The organism is Bosea sp. RAC05 (assembly GCF_001713455.1).
Lineage (GTDB): Bacteria > Pseudomonadota > Alphaproteobacteria > Rhizobiales > Beijerinckiaceae > Allobosea.
In genome coordinates this window covers 3122104-3142052 of the sequence record NZ_CP016464.1, presented here as the reverse complement: position 1 = coordinate 3142052, position 19949 = coordinate 3122104, and the positions used below count along the sequence as shown (strand labels likewise).

The 19949-nt window shown below is 70.2% G+C and carries 17 protein-coding genes; 11 read left to right on the top strand and 6 right to left on the bottom strand.

The features are described from left to right. Positions 1 to 6: 6 nt before the first annotated feature. Positions 7 to 1920, top strand: coding sequence for a hybrid sensor histidine kinase/response regulator (locus BSY19_RS18310; RefSeq protein ID WP_069055395.1), 1914 nt, complete (start codon positions 7 to 9; stop codon positions 1918 to 1920). Here the strand turns inward: BSY19_RS18310 and BSY19_RS18305 are convergent. Then, positions 1917 to 2525 (bottom strand): phosphoribosyltransferase family protein, encoded by a 609-nt coding sequence (locus BSY19_RS18305; RefSeq protein ID WP_069055394.1) that lies wholly within the window; start codon positions 2523 to 2525, stop codon positions 1917 to 1919. The two genes, BSY19_RS18310 and BSY19_RS18305, sit on opposite strands and share 4 nt — an antisense overlap. A 284-nt stretch (positions 2526 to 2809) precedes the next feature. Here BSY19_RS18305 and exbB point away from each other — a divergent pair, with 284 nt between their 5' ends. The 7 genes from exbB (at position 2810) to BSY19_RS18270 (ending at position 10479) form a co-directional block, all read left to right on the top strand. After that, positions 2810 to 3808 (top strand): tonB-system energizer ExbB, encoded by a 999-nt coding sequence (gene exbB, locus BSY19_RS18300; RefSeq protein WP_069057225.1) that lies wholly within the window; start codon positions 2810 to 2812, stop codon positions 3806 to 3808. Positions 3809 to 3812: 4 nt separating this feature from the next. Beyond that, a complete protein-coding gene (exbD, locus tag BSY19_RS18295; protein ID WP_069055393.1) occupies positions 3813 to 4271 on the top strand; it encodes a TonB system transport protein ExbD in 459 nt (152 codons plus the stop codon). Then, positions 4268 to 5188: an energy transducer TonB family protein gene (locus tag BSY19_RS18290; RefSeq protein ID WP_069055392.1), complete on the top strand. Its 921-nt coding sequence runs from the start codon at positions 4268 to 4270 to the stop codon at positions 5186 to 5188. The genes exbD and BSY19_RS18290 overlap by 4 nt, the downstream gene beginning before the upstream one ends. A gap of 481 nt (positions 5189 to 5669) precedes the next feature. Next, the gene (locus BSY19_RS18285; protein WP_069055391.1) at positions 5670 to 6887 is read left to right on the top strand and encodes an ABC transporter substrate-binding protein; all 1218 of its coding nucleotides are present in this window, start codon (positions 5670 to 5672) and stop codon (positions 6885 to 6887) included. A gap of 187 nt (positions 6888 to 7074) precedes the next feature. Beyond that, positions 7075 to 8964, top strand: a complete 1890-nt coding sequence (locus BSY19_RS18280; protein WP_069055390.1) for an ABC transporter permease — start codon at positions 7075 to 7077, stop codon at positions 8962 to 8964. Continuing rightward, a complete protein-coding gene (locus BSY19_RS18275) occupies positions 8961 to 9767 on the top strand; it encodes an ABC transporter ATP-binding protein (RefSeq protein ID WP_069055389.1) in 807 nt (268 codons plus the stop codon). Before BSY19_RS18280 ends, BSY19_RS18275 begins: the two co-directional genes overlap by 4 nt. A gap of 1 nt (position 9768) precedes the next feature. Continuing rightward, positions 9769 to 10479 (top strand): ABC transporter ATP-binding protein, encoded by a 711-nt coding sequence (locus BSY19_RS18270; RefSeq protein WP_067988912.1) that lies wholly within the window; start codon positions 9769 to 9771, stop codon positions 10477 to 10479. A gap of 71 nt (positions 10480 to 10550) precedes the next feature. On the opposite strand, the gene BSY19_RS18265 is transcribed toward BSY19_RS18270, so the two are convergent. The 5 genes from BSY19_RS18265 to BSY19_RS18245 all read right to left on the bottom strand — a co-directional run bounded on the left by BSY19_RS18265 (position 10551) and on the right by BSY19_RS18245 (position 17309). Next, positions 10551 to 11423, bottom strand: coding sequence for a UPF0280 family protein (locus BSY19_RS18265; protein ID WP_069055388.1), 873 nt, complete (start codon positions 11421 to 11423; stop codon positions 10551 to 10553). 103 nt (positions 11424 to 11526) lie between these two features. Next, complete coding sequence (locus tag BSY19_RS18260) at positions 11527 to 13035, bottom strand: 6-hydroxynicotinate reductase (protein ID WP_069057224.1); 1509 nt, start codon at positions 13033 to 13035, stop codon at positions 11527 to 11529. Positions 13036 to 13049: 14 nt separating this feature from the next. Further along, complete coding sequence (locus BSY19_RS18255) at positions 13050 to 15839, bottom strand: molybdopterin-dependent oxidoreductase (protein ID WP_236840397.1); 2790 nt, start codon at positions 15837 to 15839, stop codon at positions 13050 to 13052. Then, the gene (locus BSY19_RS18250; RefSeq protein ID WP_069055387.1) at positions 15836 to 16717 is read right to left on the bottom strand and encodes an FAD binding domain-containing protein; all 882 of its coding nucleotides are present in this window, start codon (positions 16715 to 16717) and stop codon (positions 15836 to 15838) included. Before BSY19_RS18250 ends, BSY19_RS18255 begins: the two co-directional genes overlap by 4 nt. Positions 16718 to 16814: 97 nt before the next feature. Further along, complete coding sequence (locus tag BSY19_RS18245; protein ID WP_069055386.1) at positions 16815 to 17309, bottom strand: MarR family winged helix-turn-helix transcriptional regulator; 495 nt, start codon at positions 17307 to 17309, stop codon at positions 16815 to 16817. A 192-nt stretch (positions 17310 to 17501) separates the two neighbouring features. On the opposite strand from BSY19_RS18245, the gene BSY19_RS18240 reads away from it, so the two are divergent. The 3 genes from BSY19_RS18240 to BSY19_RS18230 are packed head-to-tail and all read left to right on the top strand — an operon-like array spanning position 17502 to position 19920. Beyond that, the gene (locus BSY19_RS18240) at positions 17502 to 18692 is read left to right on the top strand and encodes an amidohydrolase family protein (RefSeq protein WP_069055385.1); all 1191 of its coding nucleotides are present in this window, start codon (positions 17502 to 17504) and stop codon (positions 18690 to 18692) included. 11 nt (positions 18693 to 18703) lie between these two features. Further along, entirely contained in the window at positions 18704 to 19291 is a 588-nt protein-coding gene (locus BSY19_RS18235) for an amino acid synthesis family protein (RefSeq protein WP_069055384.1), read from the top strand. A gap of 44 nt (positions 19292 to 19335) precedes the next feature. Then, positions 19336 to 19920: an amino acid synthesis family protein gene (locus BSY19_RS18230; RefSeq protein WP_069055383.1), complete on the top strand. Its 585-nt coding sequence runs from the start codon at positions 19336 to 19338 to the stop codon at positions 19918 to 19920. Positions 19921 to 19949: the final 29 nt, after the last annotated feature.

Genomic DNA, 19949 nt, shown 5'->3' with positions numbered 1-19949 from the left:
GAGACCATGGGGGCGACCGTCACCAACGAGTCCAGTCTGGACGAGATCGCCCGCATCCTCGACAGCGCCAACGTCATCGTCCACGGCTTCGACGGCGTGGTCACGCGCTGGACCAGCGGGTCCGAGGGCCTCTATGGCTGGAGCCGTGCCGAAGCGCGCGGCCGCGCCGCGCATGACCTGCTGGAGACGGTGTTTCCCCAGCCCTTCGCCGAGATCGTCGCGCATCTGAAGGCGCATGGCGTCTGGACCGGCGAACTCAGCCAGCGCCGCAAGGACGGGACGCCCGTTTCGGTCGCCAGCCGCTGGGTCGTCGCCGAGACCGAGGGCGAGGCGGGGACGGCGATCATCGAGACCAATGTCGACGTCAGCGACCTGCGCACGATGCAGGCGCATCTGGTGGCGCGCGAGGCGCATCTGCGCTCGATTCTCGACACCGTGCCCGAGGCGATGGTCGTGATCGACGAGAGCGGCACGATCACCTCCTTCAGCGCGGCGGCGGAGAAGCTCTTCGGCTTCGCCACCTCGGAGGTGCTCGGCCGCAATGTCCGGATGCTGATGCCGCAACCGGATCGCGACGCGCATGACGGCTACATGGATCGCTATCTGGAGACCGGGCAGCGCCGCATCATCGGCTATGGGCGCGTCGTCACCGGGCAGAAGAAGGACGGCACCGAGTTTCCGATGGAGCTCGCGATCGGCGAGGCGCGCGCCGCCGGCCGGCGCATCTTCACCGGCTTCATCCGCGATCTCACCAGCCGTCACCGGATCGAGGAAGAGCTGCGCCAGGCGCACAAGATGGAGGCGGTGGGGCAGCTCACCGGCGGCATCGCCCATGATTTCAACAATCTGCTGACGGTGATCAGCGGCAACCTCGAGATGATCGAGCGGCGGCTGACCGACGACCGCGCCCGGGCGCTGCTGCGGGAGGCGCAGAGCGCAGCCGAGGACGGCGCCAAGCTCACCGCCCAGCTCCTCGCCTTCGGGCGTAAGCAGCCGCTCAACGCCAAGCGCGCCGATATCGGCCAGCTCGTCTCGCGCTTCTCCGACCTGTTGCGCCGGGCGCTCGGCGAGACGATCGAGCTGCGCATGATCGTGTCGGGATCGCCGGGGCCGGCGCTGGTCGATGCGTCGCAGCTGCAGAACGCGCTGCTCAACCTCGCGCTGAACGCCCGCGATGCGATGCCGCGCGGCGGGCGGCTGACCGTCGAGATCTCGGCGGCGAAGCTCGATTCCGACTATGCCAGCATGTACCCTGAGGTGCGCACCGGCAGCTATGTCCTGATCTCGATCACCGATACCGGCGTCGGCATGTCGTCCGAGGTGCGCAAGCGGGCCTTCGAGCCCTTCTTCACCACCAAGGGCGTCGGGGCCGGCACGGGGCTCGGGCTCAGCATGGTCTACGGCTTCACCAAGCAGTCGGGCGGCCATGTCCAGCTCTACAGCGAGGTCGGGCAGGGCACGAGCGTGCGGCTGTTCCTGCCGGTCGTAGAGGCGGCCCCGGCGGAGACCTCCACGGGGCCGGCCGCCGCGCATGAGCCGCCACCGAGCCTGCCCGGCGGATCGGAGACGATCCTCGTGGTCGAGGATGACGCGCGGGTGCGGCGTGTCGCGGTCGCCCGGCTCGAGGACATGAACTATCGCGTGCTGCAGGCGGAGAACGCCGCCGCGGCGCTGCGGATGCTGGCCGCGCATCCTGAGGTCGCGCTGCTCTTCACCGACATCGTCATGCCCGGCGGCATGTCCGGCGACGAACTCGCGCGCGAGGCGCGGCGCCTGATGCCGGACCTGAAGATCATCCTGACCTCCGGTTTCGCCGAGCCCAGCGTCGCGGTCCGCGAACTCGCCGCCGAGGCGAGCTGGCTGAAGAAGCCCTACAGCGCGATGGAACTCGCGGTGCGGATCCGAGAGCTGCTCGACTAGGACGGCGGCGAAGCGACGGCCTCGCCAACCGTCGCCCCGTCGGGATCGGCCTGCGGCAGGCGTTGCAGGCTGTGGACGGCGATGCCGGCCTCCTCCAGCAGGGCACGGCCCGGCATCCCCTCGATCTCGAAGACGAACATCGCCGTGTCGCAGTGGCCGCCGAGGCGGCGCAGGAGCCTGACCGCGGCGAGCGCCGTCTGGCCGCTCATCAGGCAATCGTCGACGACCGCGACCGTGCGTCCCGCGATCCGGTGGGCCTGCGAGATCGCGACGCCGTCGCCGAGCTCGTAATTCGCCATGATGCTGCGGATGACCTCGACCCGGATCGCCCCGACCTTGCGGATGTCGAGCAGGCCGAGGCCGTTGCGATAGGCCAGCGCCCCGGCGAGGCCGAGGCCGCCGACATCGATCCCGGCGACGACGCCGATCTCGTCCGAGAGCCGGCGCCCGATGGCATCGATCACGTGCCGCGTCGCCTGGGCGTCGGTCGCCAGCGGCGAGATGTCCGGAAAGTCGACGCCCGGCACCGGGTGGTTCTTCCAGCGCCGGTAGCGAACGGGGATCGCGGTTCCGTCGGGGCCTGCGATGGTGGTGATCCGTTCCATGATGCCGATCCCCCTGAGGGCGCCCCGCCCGACGTCGCATGGGGCAGATGGACGCGGCGCGCGCGCGGCGCAAGCCGGCATCGCCGACACCGGCCCCGCGAGGCACAGCCTTGACAGGACGGATGGCTTGGGAGAGGCGTATCGCCATGCGCATCCCATTGAATGCACAGGCTTTTTTTAATTATTCCAAGGAGAAGGCGGTGTCGTCCTTCACGCTCCCGCTCCCGGCTGTGACCGGTCTGAGGGCTCTTCCGCGCCGGCTCGGCGTGGTCCTGCTCTGCCTGATGGCGAGCCTGACGCCGCTGTGGGCGCAGCAGGGCGAGCCGGCTCCTGCAGCGCCGCAGGCGACCGTCGCACCGGTTCAACCCGGCGGGGCTGCGACCGTCCCGACGATGGCGCTGCCGCCGGCGCTGCCGCAGCTCGGGATCGCGCCGCCGACGACGGCGCATCCGGTCGCGCCGGCCGTCCAGCCGGCCTCGGCCCTTCCCGCCGCGGCGCCCGTGGCCGCGGCTGCGGCGATGCCGCATGATCTGTCGCCCTGGGGCATGTTCATGGCGGCCGACATCGTCGTGAAGGCGGTGATGGTCGGGCTCGCCTTCGCCTCGGTCGTGACCTGGACGATCTGGCTCGCCAAGGCGCTCGAACTGGCCACCGCCAAGGCGGCGGCGGGGCGCGCGCTGCGGCGGCTCGAGGGCGCCGACAGCCTCTCGGGCGCAGCCGAGGGCATGACCGGCCGCACGGGACGCCCGCGCGGTGATGTCGGGCTGCTGTTCGGCGCGGCGCTCGACGAGACTCGGCGGTCCGTCGATCTCGGCGAGGAGGGAACCAAGGAGCGCGTCGCGATCGCGCTGTCGCGGATCGAGGCCCGCGCCGGGCGGGCGATGACCCGCGGCACCGGCCTGCTCGCGACCATCGGCTCGACGGCCCCCTTCGTCGGCCTGTTCGGCACGGTCTGGGGCATCATGAATTCCTTCATCGGCATCAGCCAGGCGAAGACCACCAATCTCGCCGTGGTCGCGCCCGGTATCGCCGAGGCGCTGCTGGCGACCGCGATCGGCCTCGTGGCCGCCATTCCCGCCGTGATCGTCTACAACGTCTTTGCGCGCTCGATCGCAGGCTACCGCGCCCTGCTGTCGGATGCCTCGGCCGAAATCCTGCGCCATCTCTCGCGCGATCTCGAGCGCCGGCAGCGCCAGCCGGTGCCGGCTGCGACCCCGCGCGCCTCGCTGCATGCGGTGCCGGGGGCGGCCCAACCCGCGCTGCCGCGCGTGCCGGCGGAGTGAGCCAATGGGCGTTTCACTGAAAGATGCGCAGGACGGCGACCTCGGCGAGGTCAGCGACATCAATGTCACGCCGTTCATCGACGTGATCCTGGTGCTGCTGATCATCTTCATGGTCGCGGCCCCGCTCTCGACGGTGGATGTCGCGGTCGACCTGCCGGTCTCCAACGCGCAGCCGCAGCCGAGGCCCGACACGCCGGTGTTCCTGACGGTGAAGAGCGACCTGTCGCTGGCGCTCGGCAATGACGGCGTGCCGCGCGCGGCGTTGGGCGCGACGCTCGACCGGCAGACCCAGAACGATCGCGAGAAGCGTGTCTTCCTGCGGGCCGACGGGGCCGTCGCCTATCGCGAGCTGATGGAAGTGATGAACCTGCTGCGCCAGGCTGGCTATCTCAAGATCGCCCTGGTCGGTCTCGAGGATACGGGGCAGGGCGCCGCCGCCCCGGCGGAAGGGCCCCGGCCATGAGCGGGCTCGCGAGCCTGAGCGGTCGCCAGACCGGGCTTTGGGCGCGGCTCTGGCCCGCGCTGCTGCGCTGGGCGCTCGCCGCGGTCGTCGTCGCCGGCGCTCATGGCGTCGCCGGCTGGATGATCGTGACCTGGCAGCGGGCCGAAGCCGCGATGGGCGCCCCGCCGGCCGCGGTGATGATCGAACTCGCGCCGCTTCCGGTGGCCCCCGAGGCGCCGCCACAGGAGGTCGCGCCCGGTCCCGAGATGGTCGAGGCCCAGCCGGAACCGCAGCCCGAGCCCGTCGTGGAGACGCCGCCGGAGCCCGTGCCGCCGGAGCCCGTCGTCGAACCGCCGCCCCCGGTCGAGCCGCCGCCCGAGCCGGAGCCGCAGCGCGTGGTCCAACCCGAACCCGAGATCAGGATCCCCGAGCTGCCGCCGCTGCCTGACGCCGCGGCCGTGCTGGCGCCGCCGCCGCCCCCTCCGCCGCCGGTGCGGCCGCGTATCGTCGAGCGCAAGCAGCCGCCCAAGAAGGTGGTCGCGCGCGCCAAGCCGATCCAGCCGGACAAGCCCCAGGCCGAGCGCACGAGCGCGCCGATGGCGCAGGCGCAGGCCGCGCCGACGGCGGCCGCGCCGAACCAGGGGGCCGCCACCGATTCCGCCGCCTCGCGTGCGAGCTGGCGCGGCACGTTGCTGGCGCATCTCAACCGCTACAAGCGGTTCCCCGGTGGCGCCAATCCGGGCACGGTCCAGGTGTCGTTCAGCATCGACCGGTCGGGGCGGGTTGTCTCGGCCCGCCTCGTCGGCGGCTCGGGCGATGCGATGCTGGACGAGGAGGCGGTCGCGATGATCCGGCGGGCGAGCCCTGTTCCGGCGCCGCCCGAAGGGCTGGGCGGCGGCACGATCGCCCTCTCCGTGCCGGTGAAATTCTCGCGCTGAGGGCGGAAGGCCGGGTGTGGCCCGCTGTTTCCGCCCGTCTCGTTGCGACGAGGCGGGCGCTGCCACCCACCGGACAGAAAAAAGGGCCGCGCGTGAGCGCAGCCCAAGTCTAGGGAGGAAACGCCCAAGGAGGGCGACGCAACATCGCTGCTGCGGTGCGTCATATATAAGGAGGCCGTGCCGGCCTCACAAGCGCAAAAGGGCAGCATCGTTGTCCTATTTTTTCGGCAGATCCCGTGGGCTGTGCCCCGCATCATGCCTCTGCCGGGCCCACTGCCACGGCAAACCGAGCCTGGGCCCGCTGCGTCACTGCCGCCGCCCTGCGCAGTTCATGCTGATTTTTCGGCGTTGACAGGCAGTTTGGGCCTCTTCAAATTCGTAGGCATACAAATGAATTCGCGGCTGACGCGGTTTCGTCGGCATGCGACATCTTCCAAGAGCACCGGGGCCTCCGCCACCGGGCCAGACATGGGGAACAGGCATGACGATCGACCGTCGCAGTCTTCTGGCCGGCGCCTCCGCCGGAGCCGCCATCCTCGCCGCGCCGTCCCTGGTGCGGGCCCAGGCGGCGGGGCCCATCAAGGTGGGCGAAATCAACAGCTACACGGCCCAGCCGGCCTTCCTGAAGCCCTATCGTCAGGGCTGGGAACTGGCGCTGGAGCAGATCAATGCCAATGGCGGTGCGCTCGGCCGCAAGATCGAAACGATCTTCCGCGACGACGGCGGCAAGCCTGAGGATGCGGTGCGCCATGCCGGCGACCTGATCAACGCCGAGAAGGTCGACCTGCTCTCGGGCGGCTTCCTCTCGAATGTCGGTCTCGCGATCGCCGACTTCGCCAACCAGAACAAGCGGCTCTATGTCGCCTCCGAGCCGCTCTCCGACGCGCTCGTCTGGGCCAAGGGCAACCGCTACACCTTCCGGCTGCGGCCCTCGACCTACATGCAGGCGGCGATGCTGGTCGAGGAAGCCGCGAAGCTCCCGGCCAAGAAATGGGCCGTCGTGGCGCCGAACTACGAATATGGCCAGTCGGCCGTGAAGTGGTTCAAGGAACTGCTGAAGAAGGCCAAGCCCGATGTCGAGTTCGTCGCCGAGCAGTTCCCGGCGCTCGGCCGCATCGATGCCGGCGCCACCGTGCAGGCGCTGGAAGCCTCGAAGCCCGACGCGATCTTCAACGTCACCTTCGGCGGCGACCTGACCAACTTCGTCCGGCAGGGCAACACCCGCGGCCTGTTCGAGGGCCGCACCGTGGTCTCGATGCTGACCGGCGAGCCGGAATATCTCGATCCGCTCGGCGCCGAGGCGCCCGTCGGCTGGATCGTCACCGGTTATCCGCAGGCCGACATCAAGACGCCGGAACACCTCAAGTTCCGCGAGGCTTACGTCAAGAAGTTCAACGATTATCCGCGGCTCGGCTCGGTGGTCGGCTTCGACACGATGAACTCGATCGCCGCCGCCCTGACCAAGGCGGGCTCGACCGACACCGAGAAGCTCGTCGACGCCCTCAAAGGGCTGAAGTTCCCCTCCGCTTTCGGGGCGGCCGAGTACCGCGCCATCGACCATCAGTCGACGCTCGGGGCCTTCGTCGGCAAGACCGCGCTGAAGGACGGCAAGGGCACGATGGTCGACTGGCGCTATGCCGACGGCGCCAAGTACCTGCCCAGCGACGAGGTGGTGAAGACGCTGCGCCCGGCCGGGTGAGGGTTCCTTTGCCGGTCTAACCACATCGTTGCGAACACCCGCAGCGTCATCCCGGACAAGCCGCGCAGCGGCGCCGATCCGGGATCCATCGTAGAGCGCAACGCCCTATGATGGATCCCGGGACGGCGCTTCGCTCCGCCCGGGATGACGGGGGTGTCGTCGCGCCTGCCATTTGCACGGGGCCCGCATGATCGACCTCATCCTCACCCAGACGCTGAACGGCCTGGCCTCGGCCTCGTCGCTGTTCCTCGTGGCGTCGGGGCTGTCGATCATCTTCGGCGTCACGCGGATCGTGAACTTCGCCCATGGCTCGCTCTACATGCTCGGCGCCTATCTGGCCTGGACGCTGGTCGGGCGCTTCGGGCCGGCGGACGCGCTCGGCTTCTGGGGCGGCGTGCTGGTGGCGGCGGCCCTGACGGGGCTGATCGGCGTCGTCATCGAGGTGCTGATCCTCAGACGGATCTACCAGGCGCCGGAGCTGTTCCAGCTGCTGGCGACCTTCGGTGTCGTGCTGATGCTGCAGGACGTGGCGCTGGCGATCTGGGGGGCTGAGGACAAGATCGGGCCCCGCGCACCGGGCTTCAAGAGCTTCGTCGTGATCTTCGGCAACCGCTTCCCGACCTATGAGCTCTTCCTGATCGCGGTCGGGCCGGTGGTGCTGCTGATCCTGTGGCTTTTGTTCCAGAAGACGCGCTGGGGCACGCTGGTGCGGGCGGCGACGCAGGACCGCGAGATGGTCGGCGCGCTTGGCGTCAACCAGCGCCTGCTCTTCACCTCGGTCTTCGCCTTCGGCTCGATCCTGGCGGGGCTGGGTGGCGCGCTGCAGCTGCCGCGCGAGGCGGTGACGCTGCATATGGACCTGGCGATGATCTCGGAGGCGTTCGTCGTCGTCGTGGTCGGCGGACTCGGCAGCGTCACCGGCGCCTATCTCGCCGCCGTGCTGATCGGCATCCTGCACGCCTTCGGCATCCTGATCTTCCCCAAGATCACGCTGGTGCTGGTCTTCCTGGTCATGGCGGTGGTGCTGGTGGTCAAGCCTTACGGGCTGATGGGCAAGGCGCCCGTCGGCCATCAGAGAGCCCATGGTCCGGCCGAGCCGCTGCTGCGCCCGGCCGACGGCACGACCAAGCTCGCCGGGCTGATCGGTCTCCTGATCCTGGCCCTGGCGCCGCTGGTCACGCCCGACCACATGCTGGTGACGCTGACGGAGCTGGTGATCTTCGCGCTGTTTGCCGCCTCGCTGCACTTCATGATGGGGCCGGGCGGGATGGCCTCCTTCGGCCACGCCGCCTATTTCGGGCTCGGCGCCTATGGCGCAGCGCTCGCCGTGAAATGGCTGGGCGCGCCGATGGAGCCGGCGCTGCTGCTGGCGCCCTTCCTGGCGGGGATCGCCGGCGTCGTCTTCGGCTGGTTCTGCGTGCGGCTGTCGGGGGTCTATCTGGCCATGCTGACGCTCGCCTTCGCGCAGATCGCCTGGGCGACGGCCTTCCAGTCGGTCGATCTCACCGGCGGCGACAACGGTATCCTCGGCGTCTGGCCCTCGGCCTGGGCGGCCTCCAAGACGGTCTATTATTATCTGACGCTGGTGATCTGCGCGGCGGCGGTGCTGGCGCTGCGGCTGACCATCTTCTCGCCCTTCGGCTACGGCCTGCGGGCGGGGCGCGACAACGCGCTCAGGGCGGAGGCGATCGGCCTCGACGTGGTGCGCATCCAATGGGTCGCGTTTGCGGTCGCCGCCTTCTGCGCCGGGATTGCGGGCGCGCTCTTCGCCTTCTTCAAGGGCTCGGTCTTTCCGACCTATATGGCGATCCCGCGCTCGGTCGATGCGCTGCTGATGGTGCTGCTCGGCGGCGTGCAGACGGTGTCCGGGCCGATCATCGGCGCCTTCGCCTATGCCGGGCTGCACGAGCAGCTGATGAAGGCGACGATGTACTGGCGCTTCGCGCTGGGGCTGTCGATCGTGCTGCTCGTCGTGCTCTTCCCGCGCGGGCTCGTCGGCACGATCCTGGCGTTGCGGGAGCGCCGTGCCAGGCCTGAGGCGGCCCCGGCGACCCGGTTGGCGGAGGCGGCGCGATGACCGCTCTCGCCCCCGCCGCTGTGGCGACCGCCGTCGCCGCCAGCGAACCCGTCCTCGTCGTGCGCGATCTCGCCAAATCCTTCGGCGGCGTCCGCGCGGTCGATGGCGTGTCCTTTTCAGTCATGCCGGGCACGATGCTGGCGCTGATCGGCCCCAACGGTGCCGGCAAGACGACCTGCTTCAACATGCTCAACGGCCAGCTGCGCCCCGATGGCGGGGAGGTGCTGCTGGCGGGACGGCCGATCACCGGCCTGAAGCCGCGCCATGTCTGGCGCATGGGGGTCGGCCGCACCTTCCAGATCACCGCGACCTTCACCTCGATGACGGTGCGCGAGAACGTGCAGATGGCGCTGATCTCGCATGGGGGCGGGATCTGGAGCCCCTTCGGTCGAGCCCGGGACCGCCATCGCGACGAGGCGGACGGCCTGCTCGCGCAGGTCGGCATGCTCGAGCAGGCCGAGCGCGCCTGCGGCGTGCTGGCCTATGGCGACCTCAAGCGCGTCGAGCTCGCGGTCGCGCTCGCCAACCGGCCGCGGCTGCTGCTGATGGACGAGCCGACCGCGGGCATGGCCCCGCGCGAGCGCATCGAACTGATGGCGCTGACGGCGGGCATCGCCACCGCTACGGGCATCGCCGTGCTCTTCACCGAGCACGACATGGATGTCGTCTTCACCCATTCCGACAGCGTCATCGTGCTCGATCGCGGCCGGCTGATCGCCCATGGTACGGCGCAGGAGGTGCGGCAGGATCCGAATGTCCGCGCCGTCTATCTCGGCTCCGGCGCGACCTCGGGAGGGCATTGAGATGAGCGCAATGCTCGAGATCACCGGGCTCGACGCCTTTTACGGCCGCGCCCATATCCTGCAGGGCGTCAGCTTTTCGATGCAGCGCGGCGAGGTTCTGGCCCTGATGGGCCGCAACGGCGCCGGCAAGTCGACGACGATGAAGGCGGTGATGGGCCTGGTCCCGCCCGCTGGCGGCAGCGTCAGCTTCGAGGGCCAGCGCGTCGACGGGCGCGAGCCCTTCGAAATCGCCCGCATGGGCATCGGCTATGTGCCCGAAGACCGGCGCGTCTTTTCCGAACTCACCGTGATGGAGAACCTCTCGGTGGCGCAGCGCCCGGCGCGTCCCGACGCGCCGCACTGGACGCCGGAGCGGCTGTTTGCCCTGTTTCCCAATCTCGGGCGCATGCGCGACCGGCCGGGCGGGGCGATGTCGGGCGGCGAGCAGCAGATGCTGACGATCGCGCGCACGCTGATGGGCAATCCCCGGCTCGTCCTGCTCGACGAGCCGTCGGAGGGGCTGGCCCCGGTCATCGTCGAGGAGATGGCCAAGACCATTCTGGCGCTGAAGAGCGAGGGGCTGACCGTGCTGATCTCGGAGCAGAACCTGCATTTCGCCGGCAATGTCGCCGACCGCGCCGCGATCATCGAGAAGGGCATCATCCGCTTCACCGGCACGATGGACGAGCTGAAGGCCGATGAGGCGGTCAGGGCGCAGTATCTGTCGGTGTAGGGCGCGGCGTCATCGTGAGCGTAGCGAAGCAATCCAGGGACCGTCGGGTGAACCTCGGCTCGATTGCTTCGCTACGCTCGCAATGACGGGAGAGCCTCGAGCCCCCCGACACTGCGCCATTCGTCCGCCAGCGCCAGCAGCGCGCCCTCGATCAGCCCGTCGCGCCGCAGCGCCTCCGCCATCCTCACGCCCGATGCGAGCGCCGCGGCGATGGCCTCGGGCGAGAGCGGCCCGACATCGACGGTGACAAGCAGGTTGCGCAGGTCGCTGTCGGGGTCGAGGTCGCGCGCCGGCCGCCGGATGACGGAGACATCCTGCAAATCCGTCGCATTTGCAATAACGGTCGCGGCCGCATCGGCCTCGGCGGCGCTGCGGGCGAGCACGGTGACGGCATCGGCGATGCCGCGCGAGAACGATCGGCCGCGCCAGCCGCTCGTCGCGATGCCGCAAAAATGCTGCGCAGCATGAGGTGCAGCATGAAGCCGGATGAAGCCCTCCGGCCGGGCGCGGGCGAGCGAGGGCACCACGCCGATGTCGAGCGGATTCTCCGGCGTGACCAGCACGGCGATGTCGCCGCCATTGTTGACGTAGGCGCGCTCGAGACCGGGGACGGCCTGCGCCATCGCGCCCAGAACGGTGTCGGCGACGGCCCCGGCGACGGCGGCCATCGGGGTGATGAACTGCTCGCGAAAGAACCAGCAGGCGCGGGCCATGCGCCTTGCCGTCGCGCCGGCCAGTGGCGGCGGCTGCGGCCCGAGCGGCTGGCGCAGGACCGCCAGTTCGCCGGCGAGCTCGGCCAGCAGGCCGTCGAAGGCGGCCTCGGCGGCGCCATAGGCGCGCTCGATCTCGGCGGGAGCGCCGAAGGCCGCGATGACAAGATCGCTCGGGCCCTCCTGCAGATGCAGGCGGTTGCCGGGGAGGCGGGCGACGCGGTGGGATGTCATCCGACGTCCTTACCCGTCATTGCGAGCGCAGCGAAGCAATCCAGGGGGTCGTAGAGCCCGACGAAATTGGATTGCTTCGCTGCGCTCGCAATGACGGGGCATGTCAGCCCCGCCGCAGCGGCCAGGGGTTCTCCGCAGCGCCACCCTCGATCCGGGCCTGGCCGCCATGGGCGCGCAGGACCTCCTCGACCGGAACGATCTCCTCGGCATGGCCGCCGCAGGCGAGATAGAGCTCGCGCGGCAAGGTGAACTCGATCGGTGCGACGATGGCGGGCGTCGGGACATAGCCGAAGGCGTTCCGGGGCATCCGCAGCACATCGACCATGACGGTGATGCCGCCGCCGGGCCAGACATAGACCGGCGCGCCGCCCATGGTGACGCGCGTCGTGCCACCCTGCACGGATCGGGTGAGCAGGATCGGGTTCTCGGTGACGCCGGCCCGCAGCGAGCCGCCGGCGCCGGCGACGAACAGCACGCTGCAGAGCGACGGCTCGCAGTTCTCGCCGATGCGCTCGACGACCTGGCGCACGGCGGCCGGCATCTCCGCCTCCACCGGCATGAGGTTCTCGTCGAGGATGCAGTAGAGCGAGTCCTCGCCGGTGGTCGAGGTCATCAGCAGCCGCATGCCCGGCCAGGCGGTCCCCGGGTCGATCTTCTGGATGATCGAGAGCGGGTCGGTGATGTCGGTGCCGCCCCAGCCCAGCCCGGGCTGCGCGACCTGGAAATAGCGGCCGGGCGTGGATTTGCGGCCGCGGACGCGGATGCCGGTCGGCTTCATGTCGAGCACGCGCCCGGCCTGATGCTCGGTCAGCACGCCGGTGATGTGGTCGTCGACGACGATGACCTCGTCGACATGGCCCTGCCACTGCTTGGCGAAGATGCCGATCGTGGCCGAGCCGCAGCCGACGCGCATGCGCGTCTCGGGCTTGCCGTCGACGATCGGCGCCTGGCCGGCCTGGACGACGACGCCATGGCCGCCATCGATGGTGAGTTCGACCGCCTCGCCGTTGCCGAGCTTCAGCATCGTCTCGCAGGTGGTGTTGCCCTCCTTCTTGGAGCCACCGGTGAGATGGCGCACGCCGCCGATGGAGAGCATCTGCGAGCCGTATTCGGCGGTGGTGACATGGCCGACCTGTTCGCCGTTGACGCGGATCGCCGCGGTCTCCGGGCCGAGATGGCGATCGGTGTCGATCTTCACCTTGAGGCCGCAATAGGAGAAGATGCCCTCGGTCACCACGGTCACCGTGTCGACGCCCTCATGCTGCGACGAGACGATGAAGGGCGCGGGCTTGTAGTCGGGATAGGTGGTGCCCGAGCCGATGCCGGTGACGAAGACGCGCTCGGCGGGCAGGATCGAGCCGTTCCAGTCCTGTGCGTTTTCGGCAAAGGCGACGAGCGGCTGGCCGCCCTCCACCGCTTCCGCCAGCAGCACGACCGGATCGGTGCGGATCAAGAGCCCGTTCTCGTTGGCATAGCGCGAGCAGGCACCGGCGCGGCCCGGCCTGATCCGGCAGAGCACCGGGCAGGCGTCGCAGCGGACGATGCCCTCATCGCCCTCGGCGACGCCGAATTTGCGCGAGCGCTCGGCGAGCACGCTATCCTGCGTCGTCATCGGGTTGATCTCGTTCACGAGCGACCCTCCTTGGCGCGCAGCAACTCCCAGAGTCGGTGCGGCAGCACGGGCACCTGGCGCGGGGTGACGCCGGTGGCATGGCGGATCGCGCCGAGGATCGCGGGCGCCGTCGGCACCAGCGCCGGTTCGCCGATGCCCTTGGCGCCGGAGGGGCCGAGCGGCTCGGGGTCCTCGACCAGGATGATGTCGATCGGCGGCACGTCGCCGGCGGTCGGGATCAGGTAGTCGTGCAGGTTCTCGGTGCGGCCGGGAAGGTATTCCTCCATCAGCGCCAGCCCGATGCCCTGGGCGATGCCGCCATGGATCTGGCCTTCGACCAGCATCGGGTTGATCGCGCGGCCGACGTCATGGGCGGCGACGATGCGGTTCAGCCTGATCGTGCCGAGATCGAGATCGACATCGAGCGAGGCGATCTGCGCGGCGAAGCCATAGGTGGCGTAAGGCACGCCCTGGCCCATCGCGTCGAGCGGGACGGTCGGCGGATCGAAGGATCCGATTCCCTCCAGCACCGTGCCGTCGGCCTGGGCGGGCAGGGCGGCGAGGTCGATCCGCGCGACGACGCCGTTCTCCTCGACGGTGACGCTCGTCCCCTCCAGGGCCAGCCGCGCCATTGGGCCGGCATTGGTCAGGCGCAGGATCTCGGCGCGCAGCGCGGCGGCGGCGGCCTCGGCGGCCCGGCCGGAGACGAAGGTCTGGCGCGAGGCGGAGGTCTTGCCGGCGTCGAAGGTCAGGGCGGTGTCACCGAGCACCAGGTCGAAGCGCTCGACCGGCAGCCCGAGCGCGTCCGCCGCGATCTGCGTCAGGACGGTGGTCGAGCCCTGGCCGATATCGACCGCGCCGTTCCAGAAGGTCAGGCGGCCGTCCTGCGACAGCGTCACCCGCATGGTCGAGGGGTTCGACATGCCGGTGTTGCCGATGCCGTACCACATGCAGCCGATGCCGACGCCGCGGCGGGTGCGACCCTCACTCGCATTGAAGGCGGCCGCGTCCGCCAGCAACCGCTGCCAGTGCGGCTTCAGCGCCTCCAGGCATTCGGCCAGCCCGGCGCTGGCTTCGAGACGCTGGCCTGATGGCGTCGTGTCGCCGGCGCGGATCGCGTTGATCAGCCGGAATTCAAGGCGGTCGAGGCCGGCGGCCGTGGCGAGATCGTCGAACAGGCTCTCCTGGGCGAGCGCCGCCTGCGGCACGCCGAAGCCGCGGAAGGCGCCCGAGGGCGGGCCGTTGGTGTAGATCGCCCGCGAGAGATTGCGGACATGGGGCACCTTGTAGGGCCCCGTCGCATGCACCGGCACGCGGCCGGCGACAGTCGGCCCCCAGGAGGCGTAGGCGCCGGTGTCGAAATCGCCCTCCATCGCATAGGCGACGAGCCGGCCTTGCGCATCGCAAGCGGCCTTCGCCTGGATCGAGGAGGGATGGCGCTTGGTCGAGGAGATCATCGATTCGATGCGCGAGAAGACGCAGCGCACCGGCCGTTCCAGCACCCAGGCCGCGACCGCCAGCATCGGCTGCAGCGAGACGTCGAGCTTGCCGCCGAAGCCGCCGCCGCAGGCGGAGGGCAGGATGCGGACGCTCTCCAGCGGCAGACCGAGCACGCGGGCGACCTCGTCTCGATCCATATAGGGCGCCTGGGTGCAGGCGAAGATCTCGATCGTATCGCCGATGCGTTTTGCATAGCCGGCTTCGGGTTCGATATAGGCGTGCTCGACGAAGCCGGTCTCGAAGGCGCCCTGGGCGACATGGGCGGCCTGCGCGAAGCCCGCCTCGACATCGCCGCGCTCGACGCGGCCGCGCGTCAGCACATTGTCGGGCACGAAGTCGTGCAGGGTGAAGGCGCCCTCGGCCAGCGCCGCGGCGCTGCCGACCATCGCCGGCAGCGGCTCCCAGGCGATCGGCATGTCGTCGATGCTCAGCGCCTCGACCGCCTCCTTCTCGCCGACCACGGCCAGCACGCATTCGCCGCGATAGCGCGTCTCTCCGGTTGAGAAGACGGGCTGGTCCTTGAGATGCGGATAGATGCCGAAGGAGTTCTCGCCCGGCACGTCCTGCGCGGTGAAGACCCGCACCAGCCCCGGCCGCGCGGCGACGAAGGCCTCGAGATCGCCCAGCGTGAAGCGCGCGCGCGGATGCGGGCAGCGGATCGCGCGCAGCCAGAGGGCATCGTCGGGCGCACTGTCGGCGCCGTAGCGTTCGGTGCCGGCGACCTTGGGCGCGCCGTCGAGACGGGCCAGACGCGTGCCGATCGAAGGACCTTCGACCTGGGTGACGATCGTCCCGCTACCGATGAAGCGATGGGCGTCGCGCACCGCCTCGACGATCTTGAGATAGCCGGTGCAGCGGCAAAGCACGCCGCCGAGCGCGTCCAGCGTCTCGCGCTCGCCGGGCTGCGGGGTGCGCCGGAGCAGATCATAGGCCGCCATCAGCATGCCCGGCGTGCAGATGCCGCACTGGGCCGCGCCATGCAGCTGGAAGGCCTGCTGGAGCGCCGCGCCGATCGCCGTCTCCGCCAGCCCCTCGACGGTGAGCACGTCGCGGCCGGCGATCTGGCCGACCGGAACGAGGCAGGCACAGGCCTGGGCCTCGTCGATCAGGACGGTGCAGGCGCCGCAATCGCCGGCGTCGCAGCCGACCTTGGTCCCGGTGGCGCCGAGGCTCGCGCGCAGGACTTCGCTGAGGCGGCTGTCGGGCGCGTCGCCCAGCGCGACATCGGCGCCGTTGAGCCGGAAGGCGATGGCGTCCGCGGCATGAGCGGTGGCGGCGAGAGCCGAGCGGTCATGGATGGTCACGCTGCGGCCTCCATCGGCTTGCCGGCGAGTTGGGTCAGAGCCCGGCGCACCAGCACGAGTGCCGCATCGCGGCGATAGGCGGCGCTGGCGCGGACATCATCGATCGGCGCCAGAGCGGCGAGGTCGTCGGACTGGACGAGGGCAGCGAGATCGGCGCTCGCCGGCTGGCCCACGAGCCGGGCCTCCAGCGTGGCGAGACGCTGCGGCGCCGCCGAGCAGGCGCCGACGGCGATGCGGGCGGCAGTAACCAGTCCCGATGCGTCGGTCGCGATCACGGCGGCGACGGAGGCGATGGAGATGACGAGATAGGCCCGTGCGCCGAGCTTGAGGAAGGTCGCGCGGGCGCCCTCGGGCTGCGCGGGGATGTGGATTGCGACCAGGATCTCGTCGGGCGCCAATGCGGTGCGGCGGTTGCCCAGCACGAAGTCTGCGAGCGGCAGTTGGCGTCGGCCGCGCAGGCTCGCCAGTTCGACCTGCGCGTCGAGCGCCAGCAGGGGCGGCACGCCGTCGGCGGCCGGCGACGCGTTGCAGAGGTTGCCGCCGATCGTGCCGCGATTCTGGATCTGCACGCCGCCGACCTGCCGGCTGGCCTGCTTCAGGGCGTCGAAACAGGGCGGGAGCGCGGCCTCGGCGACGGCGCTCCAGGTCGCGGTCGCGCCGATGCGGGTTCCCGCGGCGTCATGCTGGATGGCGGAGAGTTCGGGCACGGCGCCGAGGTCGAGCACATCACGGCTGAAGGGCTGGAACCAGGCGCTCTTATGCGTACGGACCGGATAGACATCGGTGCCGCCGGCGAGGAGCGCCAGGGGCGTCTCGCCGGCCTGCGCGCGCAGCGCCAGCGCCTCCTCCAGCGTGGTGGGCCGCAGATAGCGCGCCATGGCCAGCTCCCCTAGACTGTGACGATCCGGAACCCGTGCTGATTATTGTTAGTATACAAACAAGGTGGCGCAAGCAGATTTTGCGGGCAGCCGGTGCTCAATCGAGACGCGCCAACAGAGCGAGCAGGCGCTCGGCCTCCTCGCGGGAGAGCGGCGACAGCGTCGCGGCCGTGATGGCGCGCGCCTTCTCGGTCAGGCCCGGCATCGCCTCCAGTCCGGCCGGCGTCAGGCGGACGCGGACGCGGCGCTGGTCGTCCGGGTCCGGGCGACGCTCGACCAGCCCCCGCTCGGCGAGGCGCGCGATGACGCCTTTGATCGTGGCCGGGTCCATGGCGGTCATCCGACCGAGCTGATTCTGGGAGATATCCTCGCCGCCGCTAAGTTTCGCCATCGCGGCGAACTGGGTCGGCGTCGGCCCGTCCTCGCCCATGATGCGCTGGAAGATCGCGATGTGGCGCTGCTGCGCGCGCCGCATCAGGAAGCCGACCTGCTCCTCGAGCACATAGCTCTCGGCGGGCTTGCGCCCGCGCCTGATAGCGTCGGCAGGCGTCTCGCCATCCACCTCGACGATGGGGGACTCGATGCGCGTCATGGCGGTCTTCTAGCCTCCTCGGCGGTGGGCGCTCAGGCGCAAGCGGGCGCCCTCGCCAGCAGCGCGCCAGACCCTTGTCAGGCCCTTGGCCAGCCCCTTGCCAGCAGCGGCGGGCCTCTCCATGATTGTTATTACACATTCAATCGCCGCCTGTCCCATCGAGGTGCCGGCGGCAGGGCTGCGGAGATCCAGATGGCTCACGACGTCGCGGCGGGACCCGCCAAGGGCAAGCTGGTGGTGCGCAACATCGGCCTGCTGCTCTCGGGCGATCTGAACAAGCCGATCCTCGATGCGGACACGATCGTCGTCGTCGACGGGCGCATCGCCGCGATCGGCAAGGTGGCCGATCTCGATGGCTCCGGCGCCGACACCGTGATCGACGCAAAGGGCTCAGGCCTGTCGCCGGGGCTGATCGATTCCCATTGCCACCCTGTCTTCGGCGACTGGACGCCGCGCCAGAACCAGTTGGGCTGGATCGAGATGGGGGTGAATGGCGGCGTCACCACGCTGGTTTCGGCCGGCGAGGTGCATCTGCCGGGCCGGCCGAAGGATGCGATCGGCGTCAAGGCGCTGGCGGTCACGGCGCAGCGCTGCTTCCAGAATTTCCGGCCGGCGGGCGCCAAGGTGATCGCGGGTGCGCCGGTCGCGGAGCTCGATTTCGGCCGCGAGGTCTTCGAGGAGCTGAAGGCGCTCGGCATCCGGCATATCGGCGAGATCGGGCTCGGCACCGTCGCCAAGGGGCCCGACGCCAAGCGCGTCGCCGACTGGTGCCGCGAGATCGGGCTCGAATCGATCATGCACACCGGCGGCCCCTCGATCGCCGGCTCGCATTTCGTCAACAAGGACGACGTGCTGGAGGCTCAGCCCGACGTCGTCAGCCACATCAATGGCGGGCCGACCTCGATCGCCCATGCCGACATCCGCATCCTCTGCGAGAAGGCCAAGGGCGCGCTCGAGGTCGTCCACAACGGCAACGAGAAATCGGCGCTGGTGGCGCTGGAGGCGGCGCGCGAGGCCGGGCGGCTGGCGGATGTGCTGATCGGCACCGATGCGCCTGCCGGCTCCGGCGTCCAGCCCAACGGCATGCTGCGGATGATCACGCTGTTGTCGAGCCTCGGCGGACTGCCGGCCGAGCAGGCCTTCTGCCTCGCCACCGGCAATGTCGCGCGCCGGCGCTCGCTCGATGCCGGGCTGATCGCCGTGGGCTATCCGGCCGATTTCGTGTTCCTCGACAAGCCCCAGCATTCCTCGGGCAAGGGCCTGCTGGAGGCGGTGTCGCTCGGCGACATCCCCGGCATCGGCATGGTCGTCATCGACGGGCTGGTGCGGACCGGGCGCTCGCGCTCGACGCCGCCGTCGCACAGCGCGCCTGCGGTCGTTTGAGAGGTCGTCCCATGAGCGTGCTCGTCGAGATCCGCCGCATCCAGACCACGGTCGAGGAGATCTTCCACGAATTCGGCCCGCTGCCCGGCCGCACCGAGCGCATCGCCTCCGTCTGCGCCGTGCTGACCAACCCCTATGCCGGCCGCTACGAGCCCGACATCATGCCGATGATGGAGGCGCTCAAGCCCGCGGGGCTGGAGATGGCGACGCGCTGCCTCAACGCGCTCGGCGGCGATCCCGCGACCGTCGAGGGCTATGGCAAGGGCGCCGTCGTCGGCGCGGCCGGCGAACTGGAGCATGGCGCGCTGTGGCATGTGCCGGGCGGCTACGCGATGCGCGAGATCCTCGGCAACGCCAAGGCGATCGTGCCCTCGACCAAGAAGGTCGCCGGGCCGGGCGCACGAATCGACATTCCCGTCACCCATATCAACGCCTGCTATGTGCGCAGCCATTTCGGCGCGGTTGAGGTCGGCGTGCCCGGCTCGCCCCAGGCCGACGAGATGGTGCTCATCCTCGTCATGACCACAGGCGCGCGCATCCATGAGCGCGTCGGCGGCCTGCGCGCCGACCAGATCAGCGTCTGGGACGGGCAGCGCTGAGCGCGCGCCCCGCCCCGACATCCTTCTTTCCGCCGGAGCCCATCATGCCCGCGACCATCCGCAAGATCCTCACCCAGGTCGACGAAACCCTGATCGAAGGGGGCCGATCCGTCTCGCCGCCGACGCGGCGCGCGGTCTCGGTCGCCGTGATCGCCAACCCCTTCGCCGGAGGCTACCGCGACGATCTCGGGGAGCTGACCGAGATCGGCGTCGAACTCGGCGATCTCCTGACCAAGCGCTGCCTCGCGGCGCTGGGCATCGAGCCCGGCCAGGCCGAGAGCTTCGGCAAGGCGGCGATCGTCGGCGAGGGCGGCGAGCTGGAACATGCCGCGGCGATCCTGCATCCGAAGATGGGCACGCCGGTGCGCGCCGCGCTCGGCAAGGGCCCGGCGCTGATTCCCTCCGCCAAGAAGCGCGGCGGGCTGGGCACGCCGATCGACGTGCCGCTCGGCCACAAGGACGCGGCCTTTGTCCGCTCGCATTTCGACGCCGTCGAGGTGCGGGTGACGGACGCCCCGCGCGCCGGCGAAATCCTGGTCGCGATCGCGGTGACCGATTCCGGCCGGCCGCTGCCGCGCATCGGCGGGCTGACCAAGGACCAGATCAAGGGCGAGGACGGGCTGCGGTAGCACCTTCGCATCCGCTTCCGCCGTCATCC